This window comes from Mycolicibacterium sp. XJ1819 (assembly GCF_053483675.1).
On sequence record NZ_JBEFST010000008.1, the window covers coordinates 165,863 to 183,928 of the forward strand.

At 68.5% G+C, this 18,066-nt stretch carries 16 protein-coding genes; 6 read left to right on the plus strand and 10 right to left on the minus strand.

Annotated elements, in window-relative coordinates; translation table 11 throughout:
- Positions 1-5: 5 nt before the first annotated feature.
- A complete protein-coding gene (lspA, locus tag ABQE89_RS10790) occupies positions 6-566 on the minus strand; it encodes a signal peptidase II (protein WP_448416316.1) in 561 nt (186 codons plus the stop codon).
- Positions 567-608: 42 nt separating this feature from the next.
- Between lspA and ABQE89_RS10795 the strand changes: the two genes are divergently transcribed.
- Positions 609-1,526: an asparaginase gene (locus ABQE89_RS10795; protein WP_448416317.1), complete on the plus strand. Its 918-nt coding sequence runs from the start codon at positions 609-611 to the stop codon at positions 1,524-1,526.
- Complete coding sequence (locus ABQE89_RS10800) at positions 1,526-1,990, plus strand: hypothetical protein (RefSeq protein ID WP_448416387.1); 465 nt, start codon at positions 1,526-1,528, stop codon at positions 1,988-1,990. Before ABQE89_RS10795 ends, ABQE89_RS10800 begins: the two co-directional genes overlap by 1 nt.
- On the opposite strand, the gene ABQE89_RS10805 is transcribed toward ABQE89_RS10800, so the two are convergent.
- Positions 1,972-3,351, minus strand: coding sequence for a DNA polymerase IV (locus ABQE89_RS10805; protein WP_448416318.1), 1,380 nt, complete (start codon positions 3,349-3,351; stop codon positions 1,972-1,974). The genes ABQE89_RS10800 and ABQE89_RS10805 overlap by 19 nt on opposite strands.
- A gap of 39 nt (positions 3,352-3,390) precedes the next feature.
- On the opposite strand from ABQE89_RS10805, the gene ABQE89_RS10810 reads away from it, so the two are divergent.
- Positions 3,391-3,609, plus strand: a complete 219-nt coding sequence (locus tag ABQE89_RS10810) for an RNA-binding S4 domain-containing protein (RefSeq protein WP_448416319.1) — start codon at positions 3,391-3,393, stop codon at positions 3,607-3,609.
- Between the two features lie 77 nt (positions 3,610-3,686).
- On the opposite strand, the gene ileS is transcribed toward ABQE89_RS10810, so the two are convergent.
- Positions 3,687-6,824, minus strand: coding sequence for an isoleucine--tRNA ligase (gene ileS / locus ABQE89_RS10815; protein WP_448416320.1), 3,138 nt, complete (start codon positions 6,822-6,824; stop codon positions 3,687-3,689).
- Positions 6,825-7,086: 262 nt separating this feature from the next.
- Entirely contained in the window at positions 7,087-7,653 is a 567-nt protein-coding gene (locus ABQE89_RS10820) for a condensation domain-containing protein (protein ID WP_448416321.1), read from the minus strand.
- A gap of 216 nt (positions 7,654-7,869) precedes the next feature.
- On the opposite strand from ABQE89_RS10820, the gene ABQE89_RS10825 reads away from it, so the two are divergent.
- On the plus strand, positions 7,870-8,229 hold the full coding sequence (locus ABQE89_RS10825) for an XRE family transcriptional regulator (protein ID WP_448416322.1): 360 nt from the start codon (positions 7,870-7,872) through the stop codon (positions 8,227-8,229).
- A 43-nt stretch (positions 8,230-8,272) separates the two neighbouring features.
- Positions 8,273-9,010, plus strand: coding sequence for a hypothetical protein (locus tag ABQE89_RS10830; RefSeq protein WP_448416323.1), 738 nt, complete (start codon positions 8,273-8,275; stop codon positions 9,008-9,010).
- A 12-nt stretch (positions 9,011-9,022) separates the two neighbouring features.
- Here ABQE89_RS10830 and lipL read toward each other — a convergent pair whose 3' ends face one another.
- The 4 genes from lipL to mutA are packed head-to-tail and all read right to left on the minus strand — an operon-like array spanning position 9,023 to position 15,442.
- Positions 9,023-10,294 carry an esterase/beta-lactamase LipL gene (lipL, locus tag ABQE89_RS10835; RefSeq protein ID WP_448416324.1) on the minus strand — a complete coding sequence of 424 codons (1,272 nt, stop codon included), beginning with the start codon at positions 10,292-10,294 and terminating at the stop codon, positions 9,023-9,025.
- 59 nt (positions 10,295-10,353) lie between these two features.
- Positions 10,354-11,334 (minus strand): methylmalonyl Co-A mutase-associated GTPase MeaB, encoded by a 981-nt coding sequence (gene meaB, locus ABQE89_RS10840; RefSeq protein WP_448416325.1) that lies wholly within the window; start codon positions 11,332-11,334, stop codon positions 10,354-10,356.
- A complete protein-coding gene (gene scpA, locus ABQE89_RS10845) occupies positions 11,335-13,623 on the minus strand; it encodes a methylmalonyl-CoA mutase (RefSeq protein WP_448416326.1) in 2,289 nt (762 codons plus the stop codon).
- 1 nt (position 13,624) lies between these two features.
- Positions 13,625-15,442 carry a methylmalonyl-CoA mutase small subunit gene (gene mutA, locus ABQE89_RS10850; protein ID WP_448416327.1) on the minus strand — a complete coding sequence of 606 codons (1,818 nt, stop codon included), beginning with the start codon at positions 15,440-15,442 and terminating at the stop codon, positions 13,625-13,627.
- A gap of 124 nt (positions 15,443-15,566) precedes the next feature.
- Between mutA and ABQE89_RS10855 the strand changes: the two genes are divergently transcribed.
- Positions 15,567-16,289, plus strand: a complete 723-nt coding sequence (locus ABQE89_RS10855; protein WP_448416328.1) for a TVP38/TMEM64 family protein — start codon at positions 15,567-15,569, stop codon at positions 16,287-16,289.
- Here ABQE89_RS10855 and ABQE89_RS10860 read toward each other — a convergent pair.
- Together ABQE89_RS10860 and ABQE89_RS10865 are read right to left on the minus strand one after the other, a co-directional pair.
- A complete protein-coding gene (locus tag ABQE89_RS10860) occupies positions 16,273-16,773 on the minus strand; it encodes a hypothetical protein (protein ID WP_448416329.1) in 501 nt (166 codons plus the stop codon). The two genes, ABQE89_RS10855 and ABQE89_RS10860, sit on opposite strands and share 17 nt — an antisense overlap.
- 72 nt (positions 16,774-16,845) lie before the next feature.
- On the minus strand, positions 16,846-18,036 hold the full coding sequence (locus ABQE89_RS10865; RefSeq protein ID WP_448416330.1) for an SPFH domain-containing protein: 1,191 nt from the start codon (positions 18,034-18,036) through the stop codon (positions 16,846-16,848).
- Positions 18,037-18,066 lie beyond the last annotated feature (30 nt).

The window sequence follows — 18,066 nt, forward strand, 5'->3', positions numbered from 1 at the left end:
GGTGCTCACGGGGCAGTGTCGGCCTTGCGCCGCCCGACGGTGTCGAAGTCGAACCCCAGCAGTGACAGCACGACCAGCAGGATCGCACCGCCCACCACCGACGGGTCGGCCACGTTGAACACCGGCCACCAGCCGATGGACAGGAAGTCGACGACGTGGCCGCGCAACGGGCCGGGTGAGCGGAAGAACCGGTCGACCAGGTTGCCCGTCGCGCCGCCGAGGATCATGCCCAGCCCGATCGCCCACCAGGGCGACACCAGCCGCCGGCCCATCCAGATGATGCCGATCACCACGCCGGTCGCGATCAGCGTCAGCACCCAGGTGTAGCCGGTGGCCATGGAGAACGCCGCGCCGGAGTTGCGCACCAGCGTCCACGTCACGGTGTCGCCGATGATCGACACCGGCTGACCGGGCGTGAGCAGCCTGACGGCGAGCACCTTGGTGACGATGTCGACCACCAGCACCACCGCCGCGACGGCGAGCAGCAGCCGTATCCGACGTTTCGGCGCAGCCTGCGGCGCCGCGTCGGTTTCCGGCTCGGCCGGCCCCGTGGATTCATCGGTCACTCCCCCATCATCCCAAAGGTTGCGTGGGGGAGAATTCGCCCCATGGGCCGCCTCGTCGTCATCACCACCGGCGGCACCATCGCCAGCGGTACCGGGGCCGACGGGGTCAAGCGGCCGACCCGCAGCGGGGCGGACCTGACGGCCGGGCTGGAGGTGGAGGTCGTCGACCTGATGTCGGTGGACAGTTCGATGCTGACGCCGCCGGACTGGGACCGCATCCGGGCCGCCGCGGCGTGCGGTGCCGACGGCGTCGTCATCACCCACGGCACCGACACCATGGAGGAGACCGCGCTGTGGCTCGAGCTCACCTACGACGGTGCGGCGCCGGTGGTGCTGACCGGCGCGCAGCGCAGCGCCGACGCCCCCGACGCCGACGGGCCGGGCAATCTGCGTGACGCGCTGAGCGTGGCCGCCAGCCCGTCGGCGCGGGGCTTGGGCGCGGCGGTGTGCTTCGCGGGCACTGTGTGGCAGCCGCTGGGCCTGCACAAGGTCGCGACGACCGATCTTCAGGGGTTCACCGGGGAGGCGCTGGGGTCGGTGACCGACGGGCGGTACACCCCGTCGGCCGTCAAGGACAGACCGTTTCTCGGCGACCTGTCGGCCGCGGACGCGCCGCGGGTGGACATCGTCGCGGTGTATCCCGGCGCCGACGCGGCGGCGATCGACGCCTGCGTGGCGGCCGGGGCGCGTGGCATCGTGCTCGAGGCGCTCGGTGCGGGTAACGCCGGCGCGCCGGTGATCGACGCGGTGCGCAGGCACTGCCTCGGCGGCGTGGCGGTCGCGGTGTCGACCCGGGTGCCCGGCGGTCGGGTCCGCCCGGGCTACGGGCCGGGCCGCGCACTGGTCGACGCCGGCGCGGTGGTGGTCCCGCGGCTGCGCCCGCCGCAGGCCAGGGTGCTGCTGATGGCCGCGCTGGCGGCGCAGGCGCCGCTGTCCGTAGTCTTCGCGAGGTGGGGCTGATGCGCGTGGCGGGTTGCGCGGCGGTAGCGGCTGTAACGGCCCTCGCCTGTGCGCCGGTGGCCGCCGCCCAACCGCCGCCGGGCGCCGACGCCACCGACGACTATCCGATCGCCGAGGGCGATTACCGGCCCGGCCCCCCGCCGAACTACGAGGTGTTCTTCACCACGCCCGACGGGATCCACTGCGGCATCGGCCCCAACGGCGGTCCCATCGGTTGCGACGCGGTGCCGATGGATGCGCCCGGGGGTACCAACCAGACGTTTCTCACCAGCGGTGCCCCCGCCGAGTACCGCCACTCCGACACGCCGACGTTCACCTACCCCGGCGTCGACGTCCTGCCGCCGGGACACCGGCTGGAGAACTGGGGCGCCGGCTGCGCGGTGGGCCACCAGGGCACCGTGACCTGTAAGACCTACGGCGGTCACGGGTTCACCATCTCGGCGGTCTACGGGGTGCTCTGGTAGGTCTCCATCTCCCGTAGATAGTCCGGCCAGTCGAGGCTGTCGACGGGATTGGCGCGGGTGATCTCCGCGGTGTCGTCGCGGAACGTGTGCACGGGCCCGGGGCCGCTCGCGCGGGTTTCGAACCGCACCGTCATCACGCCGTGACCGGCCCCCTGGATCCAGCCGTGCCCACGGGTGCTGTGGATGACGTCGTCACCGACCCGCCACGCCGGTGCGGCCGCGGCCCGCTCGGTGAGCGTCGGCGGCACCCGCACGCCGTCGGAGTGGTGTGGCGGGTCGTCCTCGGCGATCAGGTCCAGATCGGGAAACAGTGACTCCTGGTGAACGTCAGTGAGCCCGGAAAAGCCTACGCCGACAAGCCGAACCGGGCCGATCTCGAGCGGGTTGAGCAGCAGCCTGCGCGCGGTGGCGACCAGTGTGGCCGCGTCGGTGGTGGCGTGCGGAAGCGTGGCCGACCGGGTGAGCGTACTCATATCAGACTTCTTCAGCTTCACCGTGATGGTGCGTGCGCCACGACCGTCCTTTGCCAGCCGACGGTGGGCGTGCTCACCGATCGGGCCGACCGCCTCCCGCAACTGGTCGAGGGTGGTCAGGTCCTCGGGGAAGGTGGACTCGGCGCTGATCTGCTTGGCCGGCGCGTTTTCGGCAACGGGACGCTCGTCGATGCCGCGAGCCAACTGTTGCAGCGCGGGACCGACCGTCGCGCCGAGGATGTCGGCGGCCTCGGCGTCGGTCAACGCGGCGAAGGCACCGATGGTGTCGATGCCGAGCCGGTGCAATTTCTCCTCGGCAACCGGGCCGATGCCCCAGAGTCGCCGTACCGGAAGGCTTTTGAGCAGTGGCACCTCCTCGTCACGGCGGACCACCCGAATGCCGTCGGGTTTGGCCAGATCGGATGCGATCTTGGCGATCTGCTTGCCCGAGCCGGCACCGACAGAGGCGACCAGACCGGTGGCTTCGAAGACCTTGCTCTTCAACTGTTTACAGAACGCATCGACCGCCTCGGCGGGCGCGCCCGCGAGTTCGGCGGGCTCGGCGAAGGCCTCGTCGAACGAGAGTTGCTCGAGCACCGGAACGCTTGCCCGCACGGTGTCGAACACGCGACGGCTGGCCACTCCGTACACCACCCCGCGCGGGGGAAGCACCACCGCGGGCGCCCCGACCAGTCGGCGGGCCTGGTGCATGGGCATCGCCGACCGCGCGCCGAACACCCTTGCCTCGTAGCTGGCTCCCGCGACCACACCACGACCGCCGATGCCTCCGACCAGCACCGGCCGCCCGCGCAGCGTCGGTCGGGTCAGCTGCTCGACGGACGCGAAGAACGCGTCCATGTCGAGGTGCAGCACCCAGCGAGCGGTCACACGTCGATGCTAGGTCCAGCCACCGCTAGCCTTGCTGGTGTGGCCAGTCATGAGGTGGCGATCACCGACGACAGCATCCGGCTCGGACAGTTCCTCAAACTCGCGGGGCTGATCGACTCCGGCGCCGACGCCAAGGGCGTCATCGCAGACGGTCTGGTGCGCGTCAACGGCGACGTCGAGCGCAGGCGCGGCAGGCAATTGCGGGTCGGCGACGAGGTCTCGCTCGCCGGACACAGCGCGGTGGTCACCGGCGCCTAGTCCTTGGCGCGAACGTCAACTTGTGCTCGAGATTTTTCGAAATCCTCGAGCACAAGTTGACGTTCGGCAGTGACGAGTTACGCCTTGGCGATCGCCACCCGCACGCCGTCACCGATCTCGGCTCCGTCGGCGGGCTCGCCGAACTCGAAACTGGTGGCCAGGACCTCGCCGGCAATCAGGTCTTTGTGGGCTCGCGCCCACTTCTCACGCTGGGGCGGAACCGCCATCACGACCGAGATCCTGTCGGAGATGTCCAGACCCGAGGACTTGCGTAGCTCCTGCAGTTCGCGAATGCGGTCCTTGGCCCAGCCCTCGGCCTCCAGTTCCTCGGTGACCGTGCCGTCGAGCACCACCAGCCCCGCCCCGTCAGACAGCGCCGCGGTGTAGTCCGGGTCGGCGGCCACCAGCCGCGAGCTGTACTCCTCGGGTTGCAGCACCGCCGGCCCGGCGCTCAACGTCCCGTCGGGGTTGGCGACGGCCTCGCCCGCCTTGACGGCCTTGATCGCGGCCTGCACGTCCTTGCCCAGCCGTGGGCCCGCGACGCGGGCGTTGACGGTCAATTCGAAGCGACCGTAGGCGGCGACGTCGTCGGTGAGCTCCACCGCCTTGACGTTCAGCTCGTCGGCGATCAGCGCCCGATACGCTTCCAGCCGCTGCGGGTTGGCCACGGCGACCGTGAGTTTGGGCAGTGGCAGCCGCACCCGCAGCTTCTTGGCCTTGCGCAGCGAGGAGCCCACCGAGGCGACCTCGCGCACCAGGTCCATGTCCGCGACCAGTTCGGGATCCCGCGGTAACAGGTCGGCGGCGGGCCAGTCGGTCAGGTGCACCGAGCGCTCACCGGTCACGCCGCGCCAGATCACCTCGGTCATCAGCGGCAGCAGCGGCGCCGCCAGCCTGCCGGTCACCTCCAGCACTGTGTGCAGGGTGTCGATGGCGTCGGGGTCCTCCTCCCAGAACCGCGAACGTGACCGTCGCACATACCAGTTCGTCAGCGCCTCGGTGAACTGGCGCAGCTCGTCGCAGGCACCGGAGATGTCGCAGACGTCCAACGACTCGGTGAGGTCGTCGCGCAGCGCGGCGAGCTTGGCCAGGATGTAGCGATCCAGCACGTGCTTGAAGTCGGTGCGCCAGGTGCCCTTCTTCGGCGCATACAGCGTGAGGAAGGTGTAGGCGTTCCACAACGGCATCAACACCTGCCGCACCCCGTCGCGGATGCCCTGCTCGGTGACGATGAGGTTGCCGCCGCGCAGGATCGGTGAGGACATCAGGAACCAGCGCATCGCATCGGAGCCGTCACGGTCGAAAACCTCGGTGACGTCGGGGTAGTTGCGCAGCGACTTGCTCATCTTCTGGCCGTCGTTGCCCAGCACGATCCCGTGCGCCACACAGGTTTTGAACGCCGGCTTGTCGAACAGCGCGGTGGCCAGGATGTGCAGGGTGTAAAACCAGCCGCGGGTCTGACCGATGTACTCGACGATGAAGTCGCCCGGGAAATGCGGCTCCTCGGCGCCGGTTCCGTCGAACCAGTCGCGATTGTCGAACGGATAGTGCACCTGAGCGAACGGCATCGACCCCGAGTCGAACCAGACGTCGAGCACATCGGGGATGCGTCGCATCGTCGAGCGTCCGGTGGGATCGTCGGGGTTCGGCCGGGTCAACTCGTCGATGTGGGGCCGATGCAGGTTGTCCGGGCGCACGCCGAAGTCGCGCTCCAACTCGTCGAGGCTGCCGTAGACATCGATGCGCGGATAGGCCGGATCGTCGGAGCGCCACACCGGAATGGGTGTGCCCCAGTATCGGTTTCGCGAGATCGACCAGTCGCGCGCACCGGCCAGCCACTTGCCGAACTGGCCGTCCTTGACGTGCTCTGGATACCACGTGATCTGCTGGTTCAATTCGACCATGCGGTCGCGGAACGCGGTCACCTTGATGAACCACGACGACACGGCCCGGTAGATCAGCGGGTTGCGGCACCGCCAGCAGTGCGGATAGGAGTGGTCGTAGGTCTCGTGGCGCAGCAGCACGGCCCCGTTGCGCGCCGCACCACCCGAACCGCCCTTGAGGTCACGGATGATCTGCGCGTTGGCGTCGAACACGTGCTGGCCCGCGTAGTCGGGCACGGTTTCGTCGAACCGGCCCCTCGGATCGACCGGGGTGACGGCCTCGATGCCCGCCGCCTGCGCAGTGGCCATGTCGTCCTCGCCGTAGGCCGGCGACATGTGCACGATCCCCGTGCCGTCCTCGGTGCTGACGAAGTCGGCGGGCAGCACCCGAAACGAGTTCGGCGCGTCGGCGAAGTATCCAAACGGCGGCAGGTAACGGGTGTCGAGCAGCTCCCGGCCGGTCAGCGTCGCCAGGATCGTCGGCTCATCACCGAGTTCGCGGGCGTAGGCGGCCAGTCGGGCCTGCGCCAGCACGTAGCGATGCTCGTCGGGGCCCTGCACCAGCACATAGTCGACGTCGGGATGGACCGCCACGGCCTGGTTGGACGGCAGTGTCCACGGCGTCGTGGTCCAGATCAGCAGGTAGGCGCCGGCGAGATCCCCCCCGGCTTCCCCGTTGACGCGGAAGCCGACCGTGATCGCCGGGTCCTGGCGGTTCTGGTAGACGTCGTCGTCCATCCGCAACTCGTGGCTGGACAGCGGGGTCTCGTCGTTCCAGCAGTACGGCAGCACCCGGTTGCCCTCGTAGGCCAGACCCTTGTCCCACAGCTGCTTGAACGCCCAGATCACCGACTCCATGAAGGTCGGATCGAGGGTCTTGTAGTCGTTGTCGAAGTCGACCCAGCGCGCCTGGCGGGTGACGTAGGCGCGCCATTCGTCGGTGTACTTGAGTACCGAAGCCCGGCACGCCTCGTTGAACTTCTCGATGCCCATCGCCTCGATCTGGGCCTTGTCGGTGATGCCGAGTTGGCGCTGCACTTCGAGTTCGGCGGGCAGACCGTGGGTGTCCCAGCCGAATCGGCGCTCCACCTTGTAGCCGCGCATCGTGCGGTACCGCGGCACGATGTCCTTGACATACCCGGTGAGCAGATGCCCGTAGTGCGGCAGCCCGTTGGCGAACGGCGGTCCGTCGTAGAACACGTACTCGGGTGCGTCATCGCGGCGGGCCACGCTCGCGCGGAAGGTGTCGTCGTCCTCCCAGTACCGCAGGACCTCGGTCTCCATCGCAGGGAAGTTCGGCGCGCCTGCCGCCGGCTTCGGATAAGCGGTCACGTGTCTCCTGTGCCTGATGTCGGCCTCCGGCCTCCGGAAGCCTGAGGTTCGTTCTAGGCACGGGGACGACGTCGCGCGGTGCGCGAGCGCCGCGGTACCACCCCGCTTGCGCACGCGTGTGCGCCGCTCACTTTCGGGCGATGACGGGCCCACCCGTTCGGGTCTACTGAGCTGTCTACTGAACTGAGGACAGCCGTTCTTCCGAAGGCTCCCCGGTGATGGCCGGATCGACGCCGCAGGCCACCCAGTCTATCGTCGCGCGTTACAGCGGCGGCAGCGCGTCCGATGTCATCTCGAAGAGCGCGAGCGGGAACTGCTCCACGAGCTCTTCGACGGTGTAGGCCTCGAAGCGGCCGGTGTCGTACCACCAGTCCAGGTGCACCATGCCGTCGGTGCGGTACACCCGCACCTCCAGCGCGTGACCCATGCCGGGCGGCGTCTGCTGCACCGAGTTCGCCCCGTCGGCCACCTCGCCGATGTAGTTGAAGTAGACCTCGGCGGGGCCGTCGACGACGGTGTCAGACGCGACCACCAGTGCCCGGTGGACCTCACGCAAGATCTCCGTCGCGCCGGCCTGGCGCCCGGTGGCACACAACAGCGGCACCGCGTCGAGCAAACAGCGGCCCTCGCTGGCGACGTCGACGGGCACCAGACCCTCACCCAGCGTGCGCCCGATTGTGCGGGCGAGCGCGGCCAGCAGGATCTCGTCGGGCGCCACACCCAGCCATTCCGAGGCTCCGTCGAGTTCAGCGGTCAGTTCTGCGGTGTCGCGTGTCGACAACCGGAACATACCCGCCGGATGCGTCGCGTCGGCGGTGTCGTAATCCACCACGCGGACCGTTGCTGTCGCAAATTCACCTAGAGGTCCGAGGACCTCGGCCGCCATGGGGGCCATGTAAGGAGCAACCATGGGGAAACGATAACTCAAGCGTCCCAGAATTGGGAGACCACTCCCAAAAGTGTGACGCTAGGGTAAATTTTGGCAACGATTTCCAGTTTGCGGCCGCGACTGCCCAAAGCCGGGAGATTGGTCTATGGTGGTTGGGTGCCACGGACTGACGAGAACGGCAGGCAACTGAAAGCCCTGCTCGACTACCTGCTCGACGGGGATGTCGAGGCGAAGGACATCTACGACGCGCTCGACATCTCCAGCAGTACCTATTACCGGCGCATCAAGGAGTCCGACTATCCCGACGCCGAGGAACTGCGTCGCGTCGCCGACAGGTTCGGCCTCAGCTACCCCGATCTGCAGGTGCGGTTCGGTCTGATGAGCCGCCAGGAGGTGTGGAGCTACGTCGAGTCCACCCCGTTCACGGTGACCGCTGTGCAGGAAGCCACCAGGACGAAGACCCATCCGCCCAAGCTCTCGGAGCTCAAGCCACGCAGTGACGCTCCACCCCTTTAGCCCTATACTTTGCTGAGGACACGGCAGCAAGAAGGTTAGATCCATGGGGCTCGCAGCACTGATCGTGATCACCCTGTGCTGCATCGCATGGAGTCTATGGATCCGGCGGGTCACCTGGACATCCCGCTGGGAGGTCGCCGCCACCCTCAACATCGCGTTGCAGGGCCTCGCGGTCATGCTGATGTCACCGTGGGCCTCCGAGACGGTCGGGGTGGCCCTGCACGCGCTGACCGGAAAGTGGAACCTCGAGGATTTCATCGGCCACGACGCCTATATCGTCGCCGCGTCGGCCGTCGTCTACAACTCGCTCGGCAGGCTGCAGGAAGACCACGATCTGCAGCGGTCGTTTCGGCAGTGGGTCGAGTTCCCGGCCACTATCTGCATTCCGCTGCTGCTCGTGACGTTCTGGCTCGGCAACGGGTCGAGCATCTACCATCGGGACTTCTTCCAGGTCCCCACCGACTTCTGGCTGAACATGTACTGGCTGCTGCTGTGCGGCCTGCTGATCTACCTGCTGGCCTACGGGGCCCGCGCGCTACTGATCTTGCGTAAGGATCCACGTTCGCGCACGGTCGCCAACGTCTACCTGGTGGCGTCGGCGTCGGGCGTGGCCGCATGTGTGGCCCGGTTGGCCACCGCCTTCATCCCGCCGCTGCAGAGCTGGGACAACGGTTCGGCGCTGGTTTGGGTGTTCGCGTGCGGTTGCGGCGCCGGCTTCGCGCTGATGTCCGCGGAGTCGTGGCGGCGAAAGACGCGGTGGTTCAGCGGCGCCAACCGCTAGATCGCGCTCGAACTAGCCGGCGACCGGACGGGGCACCTGGTAGGGCGCGCCGAAGCCGGGCACTGTGTCGTAGCCGCGCTTGCGCGCCGTGGCGGCGTCCTTTCGGATCAGGGCGCCCAGTCCGGCGAACGTGACCTGGTCGAGCACCATCCGCGTCAACAGCCGGTTGTGGACGAACCCGAACGACAGCCCGCTGCTGGGATCGGCCCATCCCACCGAACCGGCCAGCCCCGCGTGGCCGAAGCCGGGCAGGAAACCGGGCGGGAACGGCACGCTGTGGTAACCGAGGTGAAATGACAGCGGCACGAAGATGTTTCGGTCTGGAACCAGGCTCGGCTTGCCGGTCAGCTCGGCGGTCCGCTCCGGCGAGAGGAACTGCTCGCCGTCGATGCGGCCGCCGTTGGCGATCGCTCCGTACATCTTGGCCAGGCTGCGCGCGGTGGTGACGCCGTTGGCCGCCGGGATCTCCGAGTCCAGAAACGGGGTGTCGCCCTGCACCACCGATTTCATACCGGGGAAGTACATCGAACCGAACGCGCCGGAGAACCTCAGCCCGGCCACCCGCGGCGCCACGAAATTGAACACCGGGTTGGCGAGTGTGCCCTGCGGCGCGAGGATCTGCGCGGCCCGGGTCGGCGCACCGGCCGGGGGCCGGCCCAGGTACAGCCCGTCGGTGTTGAGCGGTTCGGCCAGTTCTTCGCGGATCAGATCGCGCATGCCCTTGCCGGTCACCGCGCGACCCAGTCCCGACATCAGCCACCCGTAGGTCAGCGCGTGATAGGCGGGCCGACCGTAGAGCACCCGGTTGACCGGTGCGGCGGCGATCCGCTTCTCCATCGCCTGGTGGTCGAGCAGCTCGGCCTTGCGCACGCCGTTGAGCTGGGACAGCCCGGCGCGGTGGCGCATCACGTCACGGACGGTGATGTGGGCCTTGCCGTTGGCGCCGAATTCCGGCCAGAACTCGGCGACCGGTGCGTCGTAGGTGATCAGGCCGCGGTCGGCCAGCCGGTGGATGACCGTGGAGGCCAGGCCCTTGGTGACCGAGAAGACCATGGCGCCGGTGTCGGCGGTCCAGTACTCGGTGCCGCGCCGGTCGGCGTACCCGGTCCAGATGTCGACGACGGGTTCGCCGTGCAGGTAGACGGCCAGTGCTCCCCCGCCGAACCGGCGGCCCGGAAACAGCCGCTTGAACGCGCCCACGGTGCACCCGAAGTTCGAGTCCGCAGCGCCCTGGATACCGTGCGGGAGCGCCGCGCTGCGCTCCCGGGTCTTGACACCCGTCACAATGTATTTAATTTACCTGGCCCCCCGGCAAATAAACCGGGTGTTATCCATTCGTTAGATCAGCGCACGTCAGCGGCGTCGAGGATGCGCTGCGCAGCAAGCGTCGGGGTGAGTTCGCCGTCGCGCACCTGCCGTTCCAGCTCGGCGCGCATCTTCTTGACGTCGGGGTGCGACATCACCCGGTCCAGCACCGTGTCGCGGACCAGCGACCAGGTCCAGTTCACCTGCTGCGCCCGGCGCCGGGCCTCGAACTCACCGGCCTCGGTGAGCACCCTGCGGTGTTTGAGCACGGCCTCCCACAGTTCGGCGAGACCGATGCCGTGCAGGGCACTCATCGTGAGAACCGGTGGGCGCCAGAGGGTTTCGCGGGGGTAGATCAGCCGGATCGCGCCGGTGAGTTCACGTGCCGCGGCCTTGGCCTCCACCGCGTGCTCACCGTCGGCCTTGTTGACCACCACGATGTCGGCGAGTTCGAGCACCCCCTTCTTGATGCCCTGCAACTGGTCACCGGTGCGCGCCAGCGTCAGGAACACGAAGGTGTCCACCATGTCGGCCACGGTGACCTCGGACTGTCCGACACCCACCGTCTCGACGAGGATCACGTCGAAGCCGGCGGCCTCGAGCAACACGATGGTTTCGCGGGTGGCCTTCGCGACGCCGCCCAGGGTGCCCGAGGTGGGTGACGGGCGGACGTAGGCGTCGGGATGCACCGCCAGCCTCGCCATCCGGGTCTTGTCGCCCAGGATGGACCCGCCGGTGCGTGTCGAGGAGGGGTCCACGGCCAGCACCGCGACGCGATGGCCCTGTTCGATCAAATACATCCCCAGCGCCTCGATGGTGGTGGACTTGCCCACCCCCGGCACGCCGGTGATGCCGACGTGCATCGCGTTACCGGCCTCCGGCATCAGCTCCAACAGCAGTTGCTGGGCCTGTTCGCGGTGATCGGCCCTGGTCGATTCGACCAGCGTGATGGCCCGCGGGAGCGCCGCACGATCGCCGCTGCGCACGGCCGCCGCAAGTTCAGAGACCGACTTTCCCATCTAACTCAGGTCGTAACCCAGTCGCTCGGCCAGCTTGCGGAGCAGGCCGATGGCGGCTTCGGAGATGACGGTGCCGGGCGGGAAGATCGCGGTGGCGCCCGCGGCGTACAACTCCTCGAAGTCGCCGGGCGGGATGACCCCGCCGACCACGATCATGATGTCGGGCCGGCCCACCTCGGCGAGCGCCTCGCGCAGCGCCGGCACCAGCGTCAGGTGCCCGGCCGCCAGCGACGACACGCCGATCACGTGCACGTCGTTGTCGGCCGCCTGCTGCGCGACCTCGTCCGGGGTGGAGAACAACGAGCCGACGTCGACGTCGAACCCGATGTCGGCGAACGCGGTGGCGATGACCTTCTGGCCGCGGTCGTGGCCGTCCTGGCCCATCTTGGCGATCAGGATGCGCGGTCGCCGACCGTCGGCCTCGGCGAACTTCTCGACCAGCTCGGTAGCTTGAGACAGCGGAGTGATTTTTCCTCCTCCGAACCCGGCTTCGTCGCGGTAGACGCCGGAGATCGTGCGGATCTCGGCGACGTGGCGGCCGAAGACCTTCTCCAGCGCGTCGGAGATCTCCCCGACAGTCGCCTTGGCACGCGCCGCGTCGATCGCCAGCGCCATCAGATTGTTGCCCAAGCCGTCCTCGCCCGCCCGGCCCTGTTCGCCTGCGGCCCGGGTCAACGCGTCCAGCGCGGCGCGGGTGGCGTCCTCGTCGCGGTCCTCGCGCAGCTGTGCCAGCTTGGCCAGCTGCTCGGCACGCACCCGGCTGTTCTCGACCTTGAGCACCTCGATGTCCTGGTCCTCGTCCACCTGGTACTTGTTGACACCGATGACGGGCTGCTGGCCGGAGTCGATGCGGGCCTGCGTGCGGGCGGCCGCCTCCTCGATCCGCAGCTTGGGGATGCCGTCGCTGATGGCCTGCGCCATACCGCCGCGCTCGGCCACCTCGCCGATGTGCATTCGCGCCGCGGTCGCCAACTGGTGGGTCAGCCACTCGACGTAGTACGAACCGCCCCACGGGTCGATGGGCCGGGTGGTGCCCGACTCCTGGGCCAGCAACAGCTGGGTGTTGCGGGCGATGCGGGCGGAGAAGTCGGTGGGCAGCGCCAGCGCCTCGTCGAGCGCGTTGGTGTGCAGCGACTGGGTGTGGCCCTGGGTGGCCGCCATCGCCTCGATACACGTGCGCGCGACGTTGTTGAACGGATCCTGCGCGGTCAGCGACCAGCCCGAGGTCTGCGAGTGGGTGCGCAGTGACAGCGACTTCTCGTTCTTCGGGTTGAATTCGGAGACCAGTTCGCTCCACAGCAGCCGGCCGGCCCGCAGCTTGGCGACCTCCATGAAGAAGTTCATCCCGATGCCCCAGAAGAACGACAACCGCGGTGCGAACTTGTCGATGTCCAGGCCGGCGTCCAATCCGGCCCTGATGTACTCCACACCGTCGGCCAGCGTGTAGGCCAGCTCGAGATCGGCTGTGGCCCCGGCCTCTTGGATGTGATAGCCGGAGATCGAGATGGAGTTGAACTTCGGCATCTTGGCGCTGGTGTAGGCGAAGATGTCGGAGATGATCCGCATCGAGGGCTTGGGCGGGTAGATGTAGGTATTGCGGACCATGAACTCTTTGAGGATGTCGTTCTGGATGGTGCCCGCCAGCTTCTCCGGCGGCACCCCCTGCTCCTCGGCGGTCACCACGTACAGCGCCAGGATCGGCAACACCGCGCCGTTCATCGTCATCGACACCGACACCGACGACAGGTCGATGCCGTCGAACAACTGGCGCATGTCCAGGATCGAATCGATTGCCACCCCGGCCATTCCGACGTCACCCTGCACACGCGGGTGGTCGGAGTCATAGCCGCGGTGAGTCGCCAGGTCGAACGCCACCGAGAGGCCCTTCTGCCCCGCGGCCAGGTTGCGCCGGTAGAACGCGTTCGACTCCGCGGCGGTGGAGAACCCCGCGTACTGGCGGATGGTCCACGGCTGGTTGACGTACATCGTCGGATACGGGCCGCGTACGTACGGCGGCGCACCCGGGAAGCTGTCGAGCGGATATCCGGCCTCGACGACGTCATCGCGGTCCGCGCCGATGTAGACCGGCTTGACGTCGATGCCCTCGGGAGTGCTCCAGTCCAACTGCTCGGGGGTGTAGCCATGGGCGGCCGCGGCCTCGGCGACGTGGGAGGCGACGTCCTCGGGGGTCGGCGGCGTGCCGCCCTCGGCGTCCAGTGGCACGTCGGCGAAGCTACCGATACCGGTGGTGGCCGAAGCCGCCCCGCCTGCGACGTCGTTGACAGTCACGTCAGGCCCCCAATCTGGTCAGCAGGTCCGACAGTGCGCCGACCGCGTCGATCTTCGCGGTCAGATAGCCGTCGGGTTTCGAATCCGCCTCGGCGACGGCCTTTTCCGGGCCGGCGAGAAGTACGTGCGACACCCCGGACGCCCTGGCCGCCTCGACCGCCGAGGAGGCTTCGGTCGCGTAGCGGGCGTCGGTGCCGCAGATCACCGCGACGGCCGACGACTCGGCACCGTCGGTGACCGCCTCGATGCCACCGGAGGCGAGCAGGTTCGTGGCGAACGTGGTGCGGACGTTGTGTTCGGCCAGCGGCCCCAGCGGCAGCAGCCGCACCCGCGGCCGCGATCCCGTCTTCGCCAGGAACGCATCCGAACGGTCCCGCAGCGCCTCGAAGTCGGCGGCGTAGCGCACCACCCCCGGCAACGAATCCCCCTGCGGTAGCGGTTCTTCGGAGAGATTCGGAAACTCGTTGACCCCGGTGATCGCGGTGCGCCGATGCGCGATGTCGCTGCGCCGACGCTCGGCCACCTCGGCGATCTGGCGGGTGACGAAGTCGTGGGCGGCCTGAAAGCCGCCGCGGGACTCGATGTCCTGGAAGTGTTTCCACGCCAACTCGGCGAGCTGATCGGTGAGGCCTTCGACGTGCCAGGAGCCGCCCGCGGGGTCGAGCACCCGCCCGACGTGGGACTCCTCGAGCAGCAGCAGCTGGGTGTTTCGGGCCATCCGACGCGCGAAACTCGGTGACGTGCCCGGAAAACCGCCGGGGATCGCGATGTCGAACGGATGCACCTGCACGGTGTCGGCTCCACCGACACCGGCCCCGAACGCGGCCACCGTGGTGCGCAGCATGTTCACCCATGGGTCGCGCTTGGTCATCATCGGAAGCGACGTCACGGCGTGGAGCTTGGCCGCACCCGACGTCGGCGCCCCCACCACGTCGGCGACCCGGGCCCAAAGTCGACGCGCCGCACGCATCTTGGCCACCGTCATGAACTGGTCGTCATCGGCGGCGAGGCGAAAGCTGATCTGCCGCAGGGCCTCCGCGGGCGCAATGCCGTGCTCGCCAAGCAGCCGCAGATAACCGACCCCGGCCGCGACGCTGCCTGCCAGCTCCCACGCGGCGCTGGCGCCCAGATTGTGAAAGGCCGGGCCGTCGACGGTGACGGCCCGCACGTGGCCGTCGAATTCGCGCAGTTGCGCGGCGACTTCGGTCACCTCCGCGACACCGGGAGTCGCGCGACCGCTGACCGCCGCGGTCAACGGATCGGCGCCCAGATCCAGCGACAGCCGTCGGCGTTGGTCGTCGTCCAGATCGCCCAGCAGCCCGGGCAGCACCTCGGCGACCGCGCGGTATTGCGAACCGTCACCGGCGATCTCGAGTATCACCGGCACCAGATCCAGGAACACCCCGTCGAGCAGTTGACCGAGTTCAGCGGCCCCCACACCGTCGGCTTCGCCGATCCGCAGCACCACCGCGCCCACTCCCTCGGTGAGGGCGAGCAGCAACGCACCATTGGTCTGGTTCGCCGTGCCCGAACCGTCGGCGGGAAACGCCTCGGCCACCTTCCAGCCGGACTTGACGTCGCGGTGCGCGTCGGCGCCGCGCACGAACGGCCATTGACCGGGCAGCGCCGGTTCGGGCAACGCGTCGAGGCTCGTGTAGAGGGGATGTATCGGAAAACCGTCATAGGTCGGCGAGTCCAGCAGAACTTCCGGTTCGGCAGGCAGGTCGGCGGGATCCCGCCGGCTGCTCTTCGCCAGCACCCCGGCGACTGCCGAACGCCAACGCTCGTGATCCGCCTCGATCACACTGGGTTTCTGCACGCCATCAGGCTAATTGATCACCGATTCGGCCTTGCCCGCCGGTCCGGGTGGTTTGGCCGTGATCGTCGCGTGCGCGGCCGCGCCGACAGGTGGTCCCCACCGCGGCACCGTACTCTTGGAAGACGTGAACACCGTCGTCAGCACGTTGCGTGCGCTGCGCGTCACGGTCGTGGCGACGGCGGCCGCGGTGCCACCGCGACGGCTGCTCGCGATCGGGGCCGGGATTGTGATTCTCATCGCAGTTGCCCTGCTGGTTCCGCTGCCCACCGCCATCCAGCTGCGGGACTGGGCGACGTCGGTCGGGCCGTGGTTCCCGCTGGCGTTTCTCGGCGCGCACACCGTGGTGACGGTTTTTCCGTTCCCGCGCACGGCGTTCACGCTCGCCGCCGGGCTGCTGTTCGGGCCGGTGCTCGGCATCGGGCTGGCCGTCACCGCGGCCACGGTCAGCGCCGTCATCGCGCTGCTGCTCGTGCGCGCCGCCGGCTGGCAACTCAACCGCCTGGTGCGGCACCCTCGTCTCGCATCACTGGACTCCCGGCTGCGCGAACGCAGCTGGCTGACGATCCTGTCGATGCGGCTGATCCCCGCCGTGCCGTTCTCGGTGCTCAACTACGCCGCAGGGGCGTCGGCGGTGCGGGTGCTGCCGTACTCGCTGTCGACACTGGTCGGGCTGGTACCCGGCACCGCCGCGGTGGTGATTCTCGGCGACGCGTTGACCGGCAATGTCAGCCCGCTGCTGGTGCTGGTGTCGTTGTGCACTGCGAGCATCGGCGTGACCGGGCTGATCTACGAGATCCGGGTGCACCGCCGGCAGCACCGCAAGACGCCGGCTACCGCGTGCCGGTGAGGTAGCGCTTGCTCTCCGGGCGCAGGAGCAGATATACCAGCGCGCCGTAGATGAGCAGGAAGAGCAACTGACCCGGCAGCTCACCGCCGGCGATGTTGATGACGGCCGCGATCGCGATCGCGATGGAGGCTGCCGCGGCGGTGAACAACAGAAGCCGACTGCCGGTGCCGCCGCGTAGTGCCGCGAGCCCGCCCCAGACCAACAGGGCACCGAACGCGACGTGCAGAATGCCCACCGCGGCATACAGGATCGCCATCCCGGCCGACGTGTCCGAGACGAACGCCGCGCCGACCAACAGCAGCCCCGAAATGATCTCGTAGGCGGCCAGGATGAAGGCCAAAACCGCCGCGGCGGCCACCGGGCCCGGCCGCTGCGCCGCTTCGCTGGCCGTGGTCTCGACGGCCGCCGGTGTCGCGGATTCCGACGTCGGCTCGTCCTGCGGAGCCTCCTGCGCTGCGTCCTGATCCGGATCCGGTTGCGACATCTTGGCCTCCCTCTCACCACCGTGGCCGCAAGTTAACACGGCACCGGCGCCACAGCGGGTGATTTCGGCCACCTACAGCGAGTGCGCGCCGCCTCCGCCGTCACCCTGCGCGGGGGCCTGCCGCGACGTCAGCGGCGGGGGGCTGTAACCGGGCCCCTCCACCGGAGTGCGGGCCTCGGCCTCGGCCTTGGCGACCGCCCTGGCGATCTCCGGATCGGTCTCGGTGGAGAACCAGTCCGCGACCTCGTCGCTGTCGTCCTCGGGTTTGGGCAGCTGTTCCTCGACCGGCGATGGGGTATACCGGAACACGCCGTCCTCGCCCGGTGCGCCGAGCATCTTGGTGAAGCCCTGCAACGCGGCGCCGAAATCGCTTGGCACCAGCCACACCTTGTTGGCCTCACCCTTGGCCATCTCCGGCAGCGTCTGCAGGTACTGGTAGGCCAGCAGTTCCGGGGTCGGCCTGCCCGCCTTGATCGCCGCGAACGTCTTCTCGATCGCCTTGGCCTGGCCCTGCGCCTGTAGGTACTGCGCGGCCCGTTCGCCCTGGGCGCGCAGCATCCGGGACTGCCGGTCGGCCTCGGCGGCCAGGATCGCCGCCTGCTTGGCGCCCTCGGCGGCCAGGATCTGCGCCTGCTTCTGCCCCTCGGCCTGCTTGATGGCCGATTCGCGGCTGCCCTCGGCGGTGAGGATCATCGCGCGCTTCTCGCGGTCGGCGCGCATCTGCTTTTCCATCGAGTCCTGGATCGACGGCGGCGGGTCGATGCTGCGCAGTTCGACGCGGGCCACCCGCAGACCCCAACGATTGGTGGCCTCGTCGAGCACCCCACGCAGCGCCGTGTTGATCTGATCGCGTGAGGTCAGTGTCTGCTCGAGCGTCATCCCGCCCACCAGGTTGCGCAGCGTGGTGGTGGTCAACTGCTCGACGCCCACGATGTAGTTGCTGATCTGGTAGACCGCCGCCTGCGGGTTGGTCACCTGAAAGTAGACGACGGTGTCGATCTGGACGGTCAGGTTGTCCTCGGTGATCACCGGCTGCGGCGGGAAGGACACCACCCGTTCGCGCAGATCCACCCGCGCCCGGATGCGGTCGATGAACGGCAACAGCAGGGTCAGCTGCCCGGACACCGTCTTGCTGTATCGGCCGAGCCGCTCGATCACCGCGGCCTCGGCCTGCGGGATCAAGGCGATCGATTTGGCGACGATGATGGCGGCGAACACCACCAGCACACCGACGAGAATCAAGCCGGCGACGGCACCTTCCATGACGAAAATCCTTCCGTATCCCCCAGCGTG

Excerpts from the sequence above, each read along its gene's own strand:
- ABQE89_RS10795 (WP_448416317.1), top strand. The coding sequence starts at position 609 with ATGGGCCGCCTCGTCGTCATCACCACCGGCGGCACCATCGCCAGCGGT.
- ABQE89_RS10800 (WP_448416387.1), top strand. The coding sequence starts at position 1,526 with ATGCGCGTGGCGGGTTGCGCGGCGGTAGCGGCTGTAACGGCCCTCGCC.
- ABQE89_RS10830 (WP_448416323.1), top strand. The coding sequence starts at position 8,273 with ATGGGGCTCGCAGCACTGATCGTGATCACCCTGTGCTGCATCGCATGG.
- meaB (WP_448416325.1), bottom strand. The coding sequence starts at position 11,334 with ATGGGAAAGTCGGTCTCTGAACTTGCGGCGGCCGTGCGCAGCGGCGAT.
- ABQE89_RS10860 (WP_448416329.1), bottom strand. The coding sequence starts at position 16,773 with ATGTCGCAACCGGATCCGGATCAGGACGCAGCGCAGGAGGCTCCGCAG.
- ABQE89_RS10865 (WP_448416330.1), bottom strand. The coding sequence starts at position 18,036 with ATGGAAGGTGCCGTCGCCGGCTTGATTCTCGTCGGTGTGCTGGTGGTG.